We start from the raw sequence: 15,322 nt of genomic DNA, 5'->3' as shown, positions 1-15,322 counted from the left end.
ATAGGAAGATGATATTTGTTCTTGAATTTTGAAAAATATGATCTTCTTCTTCACCATCTGTTTTTGTAAGAAGATCTCAATCTCCCTTCTGGAGAGTAGGTAGTATGGCACAATCATTAAATAATTATGGTTATGATGAATACATCCGACAATTAAATTGAAATCAAAGAGATATTGATTATAAATATAGGAAAATTAATTTACATAATGCCTTAAATGTTGCAACCCTTAATTTAAATTCATTTAATGTATATCAGAATTTATTGGATCGTAACAATAGGGATGAACCTATCTATTGAGTGGAAAAAAATAATTCAAATAGTATTAATGATAAGGTTATTAAAAAACGCTTAATTAGTGAGGTGGGTTATGAGATTAATTTAAATAATAAGAGTATTACAAAAGGCGTAAATCAATTTAAATCTTATAAACAGTGAATTAGTCAATTTGAAAATGAGATAAAGACTACATTACTTACACCATTTAAGGTAGTGGAAAAAATTTATGAAATTTATCAAATTGATTAAAGGATGAGTTATAATATAATAGGAGATATAAGAGTTTTTAAATTCTCATAATTTCCCAATTTTTGATAAATTCATAAAATGAATAACTTTCTCGGGGTTTATAGGTTACCCCGTAACTTTATAATTTTTCAATTGGTACATCCAATTTATAATGCATTTTTAATTAAAAAAACTACCTGTATTAGGTAGTTTATTTTTTTATAAGAACCACTCGTTTGAAACTATCGCAGAATCTAATGTCGCCTTTAGTTGATGATGTATAATATAAATCATCTTTATTACATTGATAGAAGGCCCCTGATTCTATTACATTTTTTTCTGCGTATCTTTTATCATGCCGTATTAGTTCTATGCGTTCATTATACATGTCATTGTAGCCTTCAATTAAATAATTGCGGGAATATTTTTCTATATAGGTAATAGGGGCAAATATTTTAATATTGGGCTCGTCAATTTTTTCGGGGATGTCTGAATACGTCTCGCATAATATCAATTAGGGTGATTTAACATGGGCGCTAGTTTTTCTAGTTTGCCTTTATGAGTGTGAGTATTTAGGGGTATTTTAGGGGGCTTGTTTGAGATTCAGTAAGTGAATGGGACTTTTTAATTGTCTTATGATAGGCGCTAAAAAATCGTTGTGAATGGGGTGCAAATAGGTGAATTTTGAGGCCTGATATAAGGGGAAAAATTGCTTGTTGATGATGCTAAAAATTGTCCCTATTAGATAGAATTCTTTTCCCATAGCAATTAAATTCTCATATCATCATTTTATTTTAGAAAAAAGGGGGGTTGTGATGATGGGATCGCTATTTTTCATAATTGTTAACTGGTACTCGTTCATGTTAAGATGATCGAGGGCTCAAAATAGTTCATAAGTTTGCTCGAGGTTGTTGTCTTTGAAGGTGAATGAATCAATATAATAATTGATGTCATCAAAATAGGTAAAGGTGACTGTCTTAAATTGTAACTGCTGCGCTGCTTGAGGATTAGTGAAATATTTGTAAAAACCGCTTTGTGAGGAATAGTTAGCGTTACATAAAATGTGCTTATTTTTAAATAAGTCTTTGTTATTAGTTACAAATTGCTCAATGTCCCTTGCTAGGGTGTAGAATTAATCCTTTGGTTGGCTTTTTAATGAGTTGAATCTCTTTCATTCGTGATATTGTGACATTAGTGAGTCTCTCTTTCTTGGGGGGTTTAGTTTTAGGGTTTAATCTTTTCTCAATATCTGAGATTATTTTTAACAGAGTTATTAAAAATCTCCTTTTTTCTTTGTCTAAGGTGTTAGTGTAGAGGGTGTAAATTAGGCGATGATAGAAATGCATATTCAAGTTCCACTATTTATTCAATAATAAACTGTTCTTCAGTGGGGCACTAAAACATTTGGGTGTTTTTGCTTTATCACTTCTATCGTTGCTCTAACACCATGATAATGTCTTTCAAAAAGTTTAAAAAATAATTTTTCAAACTCACTGTAATCAGCTTTATAAAGTTGTGCTCTAACAAATTTTCTTTCTTGACTCATTTTTAAAGCACTGAAATAACCGTAACCATTTTTTGTTGAATTTCTTTTGAGTTCACGAAAAATTGTCGATTCAGCCCTGCTTATTGTTTTTGAAATTTCAGTAATGTTTTTACCTTCTTTTCAAAGTTTGTCGATTAAAAATCGTTCATTTTCAGTTAAATGTTTAAATGCCATATTGTTATTATAAAAAATATTTATTAAATCCTTTTCCTTGCAATTAGGATTTCAATCGACCTAAAGAAAATTACTATTTATTTGATTTTTCAGTTTTTTCATATATTAATTGAAATTTCAATTTATATTGCATACCAAAAATTATAATTCTTTAACAAAAAAGAGCCAAAAAGGCTCTTCGTTCTGCTCTTTTGATGCACCCCGTTTCACACTTGATAACCCACTAGTTAGTCAGTTAATAAATTTAACTTTTTCTCATATCTCATGTTTCTAGCAGTTTCTATCACGACAACATGGCAATAGTGGTTTGATAGCTTTAACGATAACGTAGGGAGCAGTTTATAGCTTTATTATATTTTATTTTTCTTTTTTATCTTTTGGATAAAAAGGAATTATATGAATATGTAAATGGTCAATTACTTGTCCTGCATCTCGACCATTATTAACAACAACTTTGAAATCCTCAAAGTGTCCTTCTTTTCTTCTAACATTAGCTAGTTCAACTGCTTTTGCAAAAGCATAAGTAATATCATCAGTTTTACTATCTTTTAAGTTAACTGAATGATTCTTAGTAATTACTAAAAAGTGGCCTGGATTATAAGGAAATTTATCCATGATTGCAATCACTTTCTCATCTTCATAGATGATTTCGCTAGCTAGTTCACGGTTAATGATTTTTTTAAATGTTAAGTGTATTTCTTCCATAATTAAGCGTAGTACTCTTCTCCTTCAATACTTTTCTTCAGTGATTCTATATCAGTTGAAACACTGTAACCTAAAGCTTTATAATGAGTTAAAGCCTTTGTAATTAATGTTGAATCAATCTTATTTAATCAGAAAGTAATTAGTCTTTGTTGCTCATTACTTGCTCAAGGTGTACCTGTAAAAGTGAAGGTTTCACTAGTTGTATTAAATAGTGGTGCAATCTTAATTGCGTAAGTTGCATTAACTGTAGTTGTACCATTAGTTTCACTCATGACTGTTACTTCTGTAACATCATCTGTACTTGCAGTTGCAGCATTAGCTGTCAATTGCTGTTGAGTATAAAGTACATTACTTGGTAAATCTTGAAATCCTTCAACAATTCCATTACTTGCCGTTCTTGCTTTTAAACTATCCATAGTTCAAGAAAAATCACCTGCAGGAGTAACTGTTTCATTGAAGTTGACAAACCCTTGATAAGCAAATAACGCTGCTAAGTTATCGCTTGAAGCACCATTAACTGCAAAATTAGTGTTAATTGTTTTTAACTGCTGTGCTGAATCAGTCACAATTGCATTATAATCAGCAACCGATTTAACAGTTGCGATTACCCCGGAAGTTATCTGTGATAAAGGTGGTGTAGATGTGTATTTTCACTGATTAACAATTTTTGCATCACTTAATAAGTACTTCATTAAAAAGAAATCACTAGTATTTTCTACATTAATTGCTTTATAGAGAATTTTAGTAGCATCTGTTTCAGCAGTTGCATCACTCATAATTGTGTCATAGTTTGTTAAGGATTTTTTAACATCTTCTAGTGACTGATTCAGTAAATAACGTTTTACTAGCAAGTAATTTACTAAATCATTTCTAATTGTAGAAGTTTGGTTTAAAAATAATGTTTTAAAAGTATTTGCTGATTGGTAGTTATTATCTACATTAATAGTGTTAGTTGTATCTTTAAAATTGTATGAAGAAATTCCGTTAGTATCTCAGGTGCTGCGTTGTTCTTGGAATCAATTAATATTATTTAAGATGTTGGTTGAAGCATAAAATAGTCATGCTGAATAAGCATCTTGATAGAATTCACTAGTTGAATCATCTAGGTAAGTATCATTACTTTGCAGACTATCAATTCCGTATAAATTAGCAAGAATAGTTTCTTTATAAAGATTAAAAACGGCTGCTTTTACAGGTGCTCCACCTAGTGTACCATCTTGTTCACCTTTTTCTGCTGAATCAACTACTTGCCCACAAGCAACTGCTGAAACTGCGACTGCAGATAGACCAACTAGTGGTAGTGATAACTTTAAAAAACTTTTTAAATTGAACTTTTTAGCCATTAGTTTGTCCCTTCTTGAATTGCTCTTGCACCTAGTTGTGAACTAAGTTGTCTAAAGATTTGTGTATTTCAATTTCTTGTGATTTCTACAACGCTAGGGAAAGAAGAGTTGTATAGAAAATCTACATAAGTACCTTTTGAAATTGCTGTATTTAAGGCGTTAGTTGCAGCATCAATCACTGTTCTTGAACTAGTAATTTGGTTTGAAACCGCGTTAACTCTGACATATTGTTGATACTTAGCATAGTCATTAACTATTGAAGAACCATCTGTCACACCTAGTTGAGTTCTAAGAGCAGAAAGCAGTTGTCCATCGTTAGCATTAACTTGTGGTTCTAGTAGTCCTACATAGTAGCTGTTATTAATGTATTCGCTATTTAATGACTGTAATTTAGTGATTGCGCCAAAACTAAATCTCTGTGATTCGTTAGATAATAAGTTAGCATATAAGTCATTAATTAGGTAATTGTTAAATTCTGATTTTGTCTTGACAGAATTTGATTTAACAACTCTTAGACCTGTAGAATCTAGCACTATATAAAGGTTATTGGTTGCATCATAGTACTGAATTTTTCGAGCATTTTGGGTTGCTTTTTGATCAGCATCATTTGTTAAACTTTCGTTATATCTTTCACTTACTGAGAAGGCTTGATTCATAACTGCGTTAATTGCATTTTGGAAATCATTTGTAGGAATGTTATCAATTTTGTCATTCATTTCTTGGTTAAGTTGCACCGCATTATCAGCAGTTACTGTTTCTGTAGAAAATAGCGAAGTAAAGGTAGAATGACCTTGAATAGCAGTAAATAACTTAGTAATAGGATTTCATGCACTATTATCAGTTGTTGAAACTGTTACATTTGTATTAATTAAGTTATTTGCAGGCGCCTGCGCTGTACTTGCATTAATTCTTAGTAATGCAAGTAATAAAATCGCATCCGTAGTTGCAGCGGGTGCTGGTGTTGCAGGATTTGTAGAAGCTGCAGGAGCAGGATTAACTGCATTATATAGGTCTGCAATTGTTCCAAAACTTAAGAAACCATGGTTTGTTTTGCTTGTGTTTGAACTTCTTGTATTAAATCAGAAATTATCAGTAGCAACTTGTGTCTTTTCTGCTTCACTAATGGTTGAATTAGCAAAAACTGTTGCTCCACCGTATTTTAAAACACCGTCATTACTTAAGAAAGTAACTGGGTTAGAATTTCTAATGGCATAGTTAATTAATTTCTTGAAAGTTTCTTTTGAAACTGTTCAATTACCTGTTAAGTTTTCAGGCGCTTTAATATCGATATTAAAGCTACTTACTGTATAAAGTTCACTATATTCTTGTAAATATCTATCAACTAAAGTAGCAGCTGTAGGAACATTATTGGCAGTTACAACTGATTCAGGTAAGAAGTTTAAGAAACTGTTTGTAGAGAAAATTCTTGTAGTTCTAGTACCTTGTGTACCGTTAGGATTAACTATATAATTTTGCAGTTTATCACCTGTAGTAGTTGCATAGTAATTTTGGAAAATCTTACTTCCACTTGTTAAATAAACATCACCTTTTTTAATCCCTAGTGAAGGAATATCGCCTTCATAAGTCACATCACTTGTAACAGTTGCATTTAAGAATGTTTCACTAAAAACATTCAATACTTGAGCGTTAAATCTGCGATTTGCATCAGCTTCAATTGCTTTTAAAACAAGATAATTAAACGCACCTTCTTCACTACCTGTTTTACCGTATTTTTCATCAGTTGCTAGTAAGTTATTTCATTGAGTTAATCAGTTGTTAAATCCAAATTGTTGCTGAGTATTAGCTTTTTGCTCATTAATCACTTGCCGTTGGTTAGTCTTAATAGTTTCTAAAGAATTTAGTTCAGTAAAGCCTGTAGGTGCTGCAGTTGAGGCAAGTGAAGAAGTTGCTAATGCTTTTGAAAAAGTTAAAGACATTACATATTCTTCTTGATAAGCAACCTCTGCTAGTGCCTGATTATACTTTGTATAAGTTTGCTGATTAACTGTTGCTGAAGTTAGACTTCTATTAATTAGATCATTAATATTGACAACTTTTTTGTTATCACCTGGTAAGTTGATAGTAATTCCTGGATTAGAACCATTTAATGCTGGTATTTGAGTAACTGTATTATTAACAATTCCTACTGGTACACCAATACCAATAGCAACTGCTACACCAACTCCACCTAGTATTGATCAGGTCTTAATAGTGCGCTTGCGCGACTCATCTTTTTTCTTTGACTTAAAAAGATTTTTAAAATTCAGTTTTGAGAGATTATTTTTTGCCATAGATTTCCTTTTTTTGATTATATAAAATATAATGCATAATTTTCGAGTTTCTCTTAATATAGACTAAAATAAAAATTATGACCAATGATAACGTTATTTCTTTATTGAAATTATTCGATGAGATCTGTTTAAAGCACGATCTCTTTTATTCGCTAGCCCGTGATGCTGCCTTTTCTATCTATAAGCAGGATGCTTTTTTAGCATCTGCTAAAAATATCGATGTTTTTATGCGTATCGAAGACTATGAAACTTTAAAAAATTATTACCCTCAGTTCTTTGTAGATTCTTTGAGTGATAGTAATTATAAAATATTAAAACCTAGATTCCTAAGTGATAATAATAATTTTAAGACTGCTGATATATATATTAGCATTTTGCTACTAGTTCCTACAAAAATAATAAAAATAGGAAATTTTGATAACCTTTATTTCAAACTATCTCGTATCTGGTCACGTTATCAGCAAGATAAAAGTGTTTTTACTTGAAGATTTAAATTAGTAAAATGGTTTTTCTTGCTCTTTAAAAAGCACTGAGTTCCAATGAATTATAAGTATGTTTATGAACTACTTTACGATCGTGAATTTGAAGGTTACTATTCAATTTCTTCTCCTAAAGAACTGAGAAACGTGAACTGAATTACTCATTTAACTTTCACAACACATCGCTATCAATATGGTGGTAATTACTTTAATTTACTGAATGAATTTAAACTTCACTTTCATAATTATTTTGGTACTGACTGAGAAAGTATTGAATACGACCCAAATAGATAATAAAATGTGCTCTCGTTTGAAAGCACATTTTTTTGTGTAGTTAGCCAGCGCTCATCAGCGTGATGGCTTTAATCTTGACAATCCTGATAAAGGATAGCATGATCGAGAATAAAACAATAACTAGCACAATTACAAACGCTAAAACTATGTGTCACCACTGAATTGAATCAGGTAGTGATAAAGAAGAAGTTCTAGTTAAAATCTCATTTAAAAGCCTGAAGAATAAGTAAGTTGCACCAACTCCGATTGCAAAACTTAAGAGCGTGTACGGTAAGAAAATTGTTAAGAAGATTCTTAGTTTTTCTTTAACGTTGTATCCTAGGATAGAGAAAATAGCTATATTTCTTTCATTTTCGTTAATAATTAAGGCTGAAATTAAGATTAGAATAACGATTGAAATAACTGTTGTTATTAACACAATTCAGTTAATAAATCTTGATAGAGCATCAGAAACTGAACGAGCAAAACTTTCTTCTAAAGTACGGTTAGAAACATCTTGAAGTTGTGTTGTATAGATGGCGTTATCATAGAGCGTAATATATTTGGCAACTGCTTCTTCTGTTAAAACTGTACTTGCAGCAATGTCACTTAATGAATTGACATTAGCAATATTTAATCAGTTTAAAATCTGTTCTTCAGTAAATCCTTTTGATAATAGTAAGCCACCTTGCCCAAAGATAGTTTCAAATAGTTGACTTCTATTTGCTACAGGATAACTAAAGATCGCTGGGTAATAGCCGCTCTTTGAATAAAAAGCAATGCTTTTTGTTGATAAAGGAGAACTTGAATCACTAGTTAGAATTCCGTTATATGGCACATCTCCTGAAGTTCTTAAGGTTTCTAAACCAGTTATTCTATTTACTATGTTTCTTAAACTGATAAATTCATCAGAAACATAGGTGTTATTAATACCAACAACTTTAAAGTAATAAGTATGTGAAGGATTAGTTTTTAGAATTTGTTCTCTGAAGCGATCTACATGGTTTTGCACATCAACTTTAAAGAAGCTGCCAACCTCTAGATTATAACGAACTGAGCTAACATGGTTAACCAAAATTGGAAAGACTTCTGTAGTTGCACTGATAGAAGGATTAATACTTCTAATTTCTTGTAGTGCTAAATCTGCATCGAAATTAGCTAGAGCATCGTTTAAGTTATTACTGAATTTATCTCTTAAAGTAACAAAACGAGAATTATCTTGATAGCCATAAATCTTAATTTCTGGCTTTGTAAGTGGTGTATCTTTTTGATTTAATCTTTCTAAATTGGCTCTTGCATATGAATAAGTTTCATCAGTTTCAGGGTTAAAACCTGATCCTGCAAAAGAAATGATAAAGTCGCTTTCTCCAGTTTCTTCATACAGTCTTCTGTAGCCATCTACTAAGAAATCACGTAGTAAATCTCTTGATGAAGTATTTTTCTTTTGATAGAAATTATAAAGCGTATCACCATTAGTTATTGGTCTAATAGTGGTTTCTTCAGTTCTTTCATCATAATGAACTAAGAAAAAGGCTGAATAGTCAATGTCTGGATTATCAGGTGCATAGTTAATGTAAGAATAAATTTTGCCATCTGCATCAACTAGATTATCTCAGTTTTGATCATAAAGACCTGTATTAGGACTTGGCAATCTAACGATTGCACCACCATTCAGTGCTGAAGTTTGGTATTTAACTAACTTAGAACCAATTGTCTCTAGCGAGAAATTAATTCTTGATCGATAAATTTCAGGTAACTGAGTAAATGAAGCATCCCAAGGATTAATAGTTGTTGCTCCTGTTAAAGTTAGTGAAGCAGAAGCTTTAGTAATAACATGGGGGTCACTGCTTGTAGGACTACCATTTGTTATTCTCTCTGAACTATTAGTTGTATTGCTATTAGGACTATATCCTGGGCTAAAATAATTAGCACTGGTTGTGTCCGCTTCATTTAAAAGACCAATTGGAACATATAAATTATTTTCTAAGTTAGCCCTATTATAAGAAACAAAAGCGCCACCTTCTGTAGTAGGAGTGTCTAAATCTTGGCGATATTCGTATTTCCTATTTTCATAAGTTAAACTGATTGCATCTGTGAAAGTCAAGCGACTGCTAAAGGACAGAATCACGACTATTGAAGTTAGAGTTATCCCGATTACTAATCAAACTAGTTTATAGAAACTATTGAAGAATAAAGCAACTGAAAATTTACTTTTTATTGTTCTTCTGTTTTTAATGCTATTAATCTTTTTAATTGTTCTTGAGAAAATCAACTTATCAGCTTTGGACATCAAATTGATTGATTTTCTTTGAAGTAGAATAATGACACTGATAAAGAGCACAAAGAGCATGAAAACAAGAGGTAGAACAACTGCTATTAAAAATGAAGTTATATCAAAATTGGCAATTGGCGAAGGCGTGCTGGTTCAGAATCCATTTAATAATGAGATGACTGGTTTTTGGAAAATATAGCCTATTCCATAACCTAAAACACCACCAACTAATGTTGCGGCAATTGCAAAAATAGAGGTTGAGCCTGCAATTTGAAACTTACTATAACCCTGTGAAATTAGGATTCCTAAAACTGTTGATTTGTTATTTACATAACGGCGAATTGCGAAAATAAAGGCTATTGAGTTTAATGCTAATAATAAAATTATTACCATTAAATTGAAATTTAAAACATACTGGATTAATTTTGCAGGCGTAGTGATTCTTAGTGAACGTTCAGGGTTAAGTGAATCTAATGCTGTTGCAGCATAGACATTTTCAACATTTTGTGAATCAGAAATAGTTGATGATAATAGACTTCTGGCTTCTTCAACACTCTTTGCAGTTGTAACATTTTCCTTATTTTTAACTAATAAATAATCTTTAACAACTGCTGAAGAATTTAAATTAATTCTGTCTCATCCTTTTTGATTTAAGAAAACGATTGCTTGATAAGTTGTATTAACTCTTAAGTTGTTTTCATCCACAACAGGGTAAATATAATCTGAAGTAATACCTGTTCCTATTATTAAAAAAGGTAACTGATTAATTGATAGAACGAATTTTTTATCTTTATTTTTGTTCATGAAATTAGCCATCTCGATAGTGTTTGCTGGAATTTCTCCGTTATAAACTTCAAGACCATTATTTGATAAAAAGGTGTCATTAACCTTAATTAAATAGGCGCTTGTGTCTAAGTATTTTCCACTCTCTGCAGTTGTTTCTTCTAACTCGGTGAAAACATCTAAAATAGAATTAAAGATTGCATTAGTTTGGATATCAAAAAATAAAAAGTCTGTTTTCGTTGTAGCTTGAGAATTTTTATAATCGACTATTCCTAAATCAATTAATAAGTCGTAATCCAAAGCAATGCTTTTGGTGTCGTTAACTTTTTCAACCGATTGTTGCTGTGGTGCAAGCTGTGCAATTTGATAAAGCATCACTTCACGAGAAGCACTGCTTTCTGTTATATCAATAATTGCTTGTGCAAAATCAGAAGGTATAACATTATAAATATTTCCTTCAACTACTCATGGTAAATAGTCTGTATTGATTCCTAAAATACTTGCAAATAATTTCCCTAAATCTTCATTTGTAACTGATGAAAAATTAAGTAATTTATTATCTACTAGATATGCTAAATTAGATCTCCATCTTAGTTCCTGAGCAGTTGAATTTTTATCTGCTGCAACATCAGAAATAAATCATAAAGTTACTTGTGGAAGAGCAGCATTAAATAATGTATTTAATAAAGTTGAACTTAAATCAAGACTATTAAACAGCTGAGAAGTTTTTTCATTTGAAACTAATTCTTGATAAATTTTTTCGAAAGATTTTTCGTTAGTAATTGCTGCATTTGTATCACTTACTATTCAATTATAAAAGTTAACACTGGTACTTGATTGTCCCGTTTGAAACACTGATAAAACATTAGGATTAAATTCTGCAAAAGAAGCTAAGATAGCAACGTTTTCAACAAACTCCTTTTTAATAGATAAAATTAATTCTCTTGTTTTTAATGCTAAAGATTTGAATCATGAATCAAAAGATGCGTTTTCATAGATACCATCTTTTTCACTAAATAATTCATTGGTAAATAATCTATTTGATGCAAGCGCTTTAGAAATTTTAAAGTTAACATTTAAAGCAATATTATCACTTGTGGTAGGGTATAAAGTTTTTGAATTTAAGTCATTCATAAACCCAGTTATAAAACTTAATGATCCATTATTTATACGACTATTAAATATAGCAATATATTTAGCATATTCATCTTTAAATTGTTGTAGATCATCTTTATATAAATAACGTAGTCTAAGGATAAAACTATAAGCTAAAAATGACTGTCTTGCAACATCATAATTGAAGTCTCCATTTTGAGCAATTAAGCTAACAGGATTTTCTTTTAAAATTTGATTTTTAGCTTGTCTATAAATTTCATCATCAGCATTTGTAGTCAAGATTATATTAGCTATAGATGCAAAGTTATGTTCTCCTTGAATAACTGCATACGCTCTTAAATAATCAATGTGATTTTGAATTAAATTAATAGCTGTTTCTTTATTAGTAATGGTGCTGTAATTAAAATTGTCAATGTTATTTATTAATCAATTTAGTTCATCATTTGTAAGTTCAGTTTCATTACTAATTTTGGTTGATAAATTTGTTGCAGTTTGCAAAAAATTATTTCAATTATTTAAATTGGTAACAATTCCAGAAGTGGTTGATTGTGCCCCGTTTACCGATATTTCCGTATTGTTTCCGCTTGTTGCAGAAGGTGGTGCATTTGGATTTACTGCAGGTTTAATATTAGATAAATAAGCCATCACTGTACCTATTACAGATAGGTCTGAAATCGCTATATGAGTGTTGTCATTAAAGTTTGGAATGTATCCAATTATGTCGTTAAATTCTCCTGCATCTGATAAGTTTAATAACCTAATAATTGAGTTTTTGAATGTCTTATCATTACTTGAATCTTGATCAATTTCATTAATTACTAATGATGAAACAAATGAAGAAAGCAATGCATTTGTTGGAATTGTTTTTACTAAATAAACCCTTGTATTTGTGAAATTAGGAAGTTGCTGATAAACTACATTTTGTTTTAAAAAAGAGGCAAATAAATTTGCGTTTCATAGGTCTAAAATATTTGAAAATTCATCTGCAAAATTAGAGTATGGATTTGCTGTTGTTCCACCGTTTAATTTCTTAAAAAACGTCTTAACAGTTTCGTTATCTTCACCATTATTTGCAACTGCTTTTTGGTATAAAGATGATGTTAAATCTGGGTTCAACATTTTATTAAAATCAATATTATTAAATATCTTTTTAACTTCATTTTTGAAGACCGTAAAATCAATATTATCGAGTAGTGGTAATACTAAATCATATGCTGTTGCCCTTATAACTCTACCCGAAATTTTTCTTCCAACCTGAGTATTAAAAAAATTATTTACTTGCGAAACATATTCAACAAAATTAATTGAACGAATAATTTCAATTAATGAAGTTAGAAAAATTCTAGGGTCTTTTACCCATTCAAAAACATCATCTATATTTAAATTAAAAGGGAGCATTTTTAATAAATCTAAACCAAAATTATTTACAAATGAATTTAGGTTTTTTAACTGTGTTTTTGTAAATTCAATTTGCTCTTCTAATGAATTAGATGAAGCATTAATTTTGTCAATTAAAGTGTTTAAAAAATTAGTAAACAAATTTTCAAATTTCTCTTCTCCGTAATCATTTACAAAATGATAAACAATATCAAATGCAAATTTTAGCATTAAATCATTTGAAAGTCTATTGGTTGCAACTGCAGCAACTAAATTGTTTTCGTAAACTGATTTAAATCCTGAATTAACCAGTTGATTTATTGTTTCAGCAGTCATGAAACCTTCAGTTGCTAAAGATGTTTTTAAAAGACCTTCTTTAATATTTTGAGCTGATGAATCTGCTCTTCCTGTTTCGGAAAATTCTTTTAAAATTGAACGATTAATATTAACTAAATAATAAGGTAGATAAGCATAACTACCTGATTGTTTTGCTCATGATTCAGCATGTGTTTCTGAAATTGTATAATTTTGTTGAACAAAATATTTTTGAATCATTGAATCAAGTTGACCTGCATTATAAGATTCTTTTTGATATCAAACACCATTTTCTTTTTCTGCATAAACGTAACTAATATTTTCTTGAGAGAAAAAAATACCAGCCACAACTTGTTTAGTTGTTTTATCTATAACTTGAATAATTTTTTGTGATGCACTTGTGTAAACATTGTTGAATTGATCGAAATAACTAACTGGTTCTCAAATATAGTTAACTTTTACATAGTCTGGATCAATAAAAAAACTAAGTAGTCCTCTTTCAATGATTGTGTGTAAAAGTCCACTAGGTAAAAATTCAGATTTATAAAAATCTGTATTTTCTGATGATATAGAATTTAGTGAATGCGTTCCACTAAAATCTATTAACTTACCAACATTAGATGTTGTGCCTGAAACTTTGCCTTCTTGGTCACCAATATTTACAAAGTGGTATAGATAGTTATTAACTTGATTACTAGCAGTTTCAATTGTACTCAAAGTTGTAGTTTGTCTTCTACCAATATTTGAAGCACCTGAATAACTACTCATTTCTTCAACGATTCTATCTTTAATATTTCCTGAAGCAGTTGTTTTAAAATTGGCTTCTAATTTTGTTAAGGTTTCTGTATCGCTAATAAATCCAAGTGTAACTGGAAGTTGCACTTGAGAAATATTTGATAAGTTTTCTAAAGTTCTTAAATTAGTTTCAGTAGTTGTTCCTTCTTCAATAATTGCTAAATCTAAATCAGACCTAGTTAAGACAAAACTTGTTTCTGAAGATAACTCACCGCTGATATAGTTTTTAACTTTTTTAACTCAGAAATAATCTGATTTTAAGTTTGGATATTCACCACTATTAATTTTTCTAGCCAAAACTTGATAGATTCCTGAATACTCTTCATCAACGAAATTAAAATCATAAGTTGTTTTAACAAATTGCACTTCTTGTTTAGTTTCTTTAATGTCATCTTTAGGTAAGTTAAAAACTTCATTAGCAATAACTACCAATAGTTGATTTGCTTGTTGAATGTAGTTAGTTGCCAAAAAAGATAATGAAAATTTACCAGTTAATTCAGCACTGTAACTAAGTAAATTTTCATTACCATTAGAAAAATGATTACTAATAGTAATTGTTTTTAAAGCGTTATTGTTATATTCATAAAGACCGTTGCCTTTTAATGAATAACCCATTAAATTAGCTAGATTTTCGCTTGTCAATGTGTAAAGTTCATTATCTGCAGCTCAAATTTGTGATTTGGCAAAACTACGTGTTGCTTCTTTGGTTCTAATATTTAAATAAATAGAACCAATATTTGAAATCTGATCTTTTTCATTTGTTTTTAAATGGATATTAACTAAATCTCTTAAAAAGATGTTTTCATCTAAAGTAAATTCTGTATCACTTGCAATTGTATAAACAGTTGAAGCAGCCACAAAATTATTACCAACTTTGTTATAAAGGGTAAAAGTTGTAGGGCTAGCAAAAGTTAAAGTATCGCTTTCATAATTAAAATTGAAAGCATTGTTAACTTTTTCCTGATTATAAGTTCTTGTGATTTCAGTAGTATCAATATAGATATTTTCTGAAGCAGAACTACGAAAACTAGATAAAGGTTGATACTTATTAGAAAATAATAGTTGTTTCTTAGCTTCACCATTATTTGCTCTGTTATAAGTTTTGACAGAGGCGTTATAAAGCCCTTTTTCAGGTAAATTACCTGATGGATTTATTTCTAAACCAACTGTGTAATCAGGGTTTCCCGAAATTATATTTGTTTCGTTGTATTGAAGTTGGTATGCAGAACGAACATTAAAAATAACTGTTAAAACGGCTGCAGTTAAAAATGCTAGAATACTTAAAAGTAAAATAGTAAATTTATTTTTAAAAAACGATCTAAATACTTCCTTAAACAACTTTTTCAT

The 15,322-nt window shown here is 30.1% G+C and carries 7 protein-coding genes; 2 read left to right on the top strand and 5 right to left on the bottom strand.

Features of this window, described 5'->3' with window-relative positions:
- Window positions 1-527 (top strand): hypothetical protein (locus tag CJJ23_RS03310; RefSeq protein WP_214608195.1); only part of this gene is annotated, 527 nt, incomplete at its 5' end.
- 1,303 nt (window positions 528-1,830) lie between these two features.
- Here the strand turns inward: CJJ23_RS03310 and CJJ23_RS03305 are convergent.
- The 4 genes from CJJ23_RS03305 to CJJ23_RS03290 all read right to left on the bottom strand — a co-directional run bounded on the left by CJJ23_RS03305 (window position 1,831) and on the right by CJJ23_RS03290 (window position 6,565).
- The gene (locus CJJ23_RS03305) at window positions 1,831-2,226 is read right to left on the bottom strand and encodes a helix-turn-helix domain-containing protein (protein WP_095334941.1); all 396 of its coding nucleotides are present in this window, start codon (window positions 2,224-2,226) and stop codon (window positions 1,831-1,833) included.
- Between the two features lie 357 nt (window positions 2,227-2,583).
- The gene (gene hinT / locus CJJ23_RS03300; RefSeq protein ID WP_095334940.1) at window positions 2,584-2,931 is read right to left on the bottom strand and encodes a histidine triad protein HinT; all 348 of its coding nucleotides are present in this window, start codon (window positions 2,929-2,931) and stop codon (window positions 2,584-2,586) included.
- Window positions 2,932-2,933: 2 nt separating this feature from the next.
- Window positions 2,934-4,274 carry a HinT-interacting membrane complex lipoprotein P60 gene (locus CJJ23_RS03295; RefSeq protein ID WP_095334939.1) on the bottom strand — a complete coding sequence of 447 codons (1,341 nt, stop codon included), beginning with the start codon at window positions 4,272-4,274 and terminating at the stop codon, window positions 2,934-2,936.
- On the bottom strand, window positions 4,274-6,565 hold the full coding sequence (locus CJJ23_RS03290) for a HinT-interacting membrane complex protein P80 (RefSeq protein WP_095334938.1): 2,292 nt from the start codon (window positions 6,563-6,565) through the stop codon (window positions 4,274-4,276). The genes CJJ23_RS03295 and CJJ23_RS03290 overlap by 1 nt, the downstream gene beginning before the upstream one ends.
- A gap of 77 nt (window positions 6,566-6,642) precedes the next feature.
- On the opposite strand from CJJ23_RS03290, the gene CJJ23_RS03285 reads away from it, so the two are divergent.
- Window positions 6,643-7,338 carry a hypothetical protein gene (locus tag CJJ23_RS03285; RefSeq protein WP_095334937.1) on the top strand — a complete coding sequence of 232 codons (696 nt, stop codon included), beginning with the start codon at window positions 6,643-6,645 and terminating at the stop codon, window positions 7,336-7,338.
- Between the two features lie 40 nt (window positions 7,339-7,378).
- Here CJJ23_RS03285 and CJJ23_RS03280 read toward each other — a convergent pair whose 3' ends face one another.
- Complete coding sequence (locus CJJ23_RS03280; protein WP_095334936.1) at window positions 7,379-15,322, bottom strand: ABC transporter permease; 7,944 nt, start codon at window positions 15,320-15,322, stop codon at window positions 7,379-7,381.

This window comes from Mycoplasmopsis agassizii, assembly GCF_002276225.1.
GTDB classification, from domain to species: Bacteria; Bacillota_I; Bacilli_A; order Mycoplasmatales; family Metamycoplasmataceae; genus Mycoplasmopsis_B; species Mycoplasmopsis_B agassizii_A.
The sequence above is the reverse complement of the archived record's forward strand: the minus strand, read 5'-3'. Positions and strand labels throughout refer to the sequence as shown.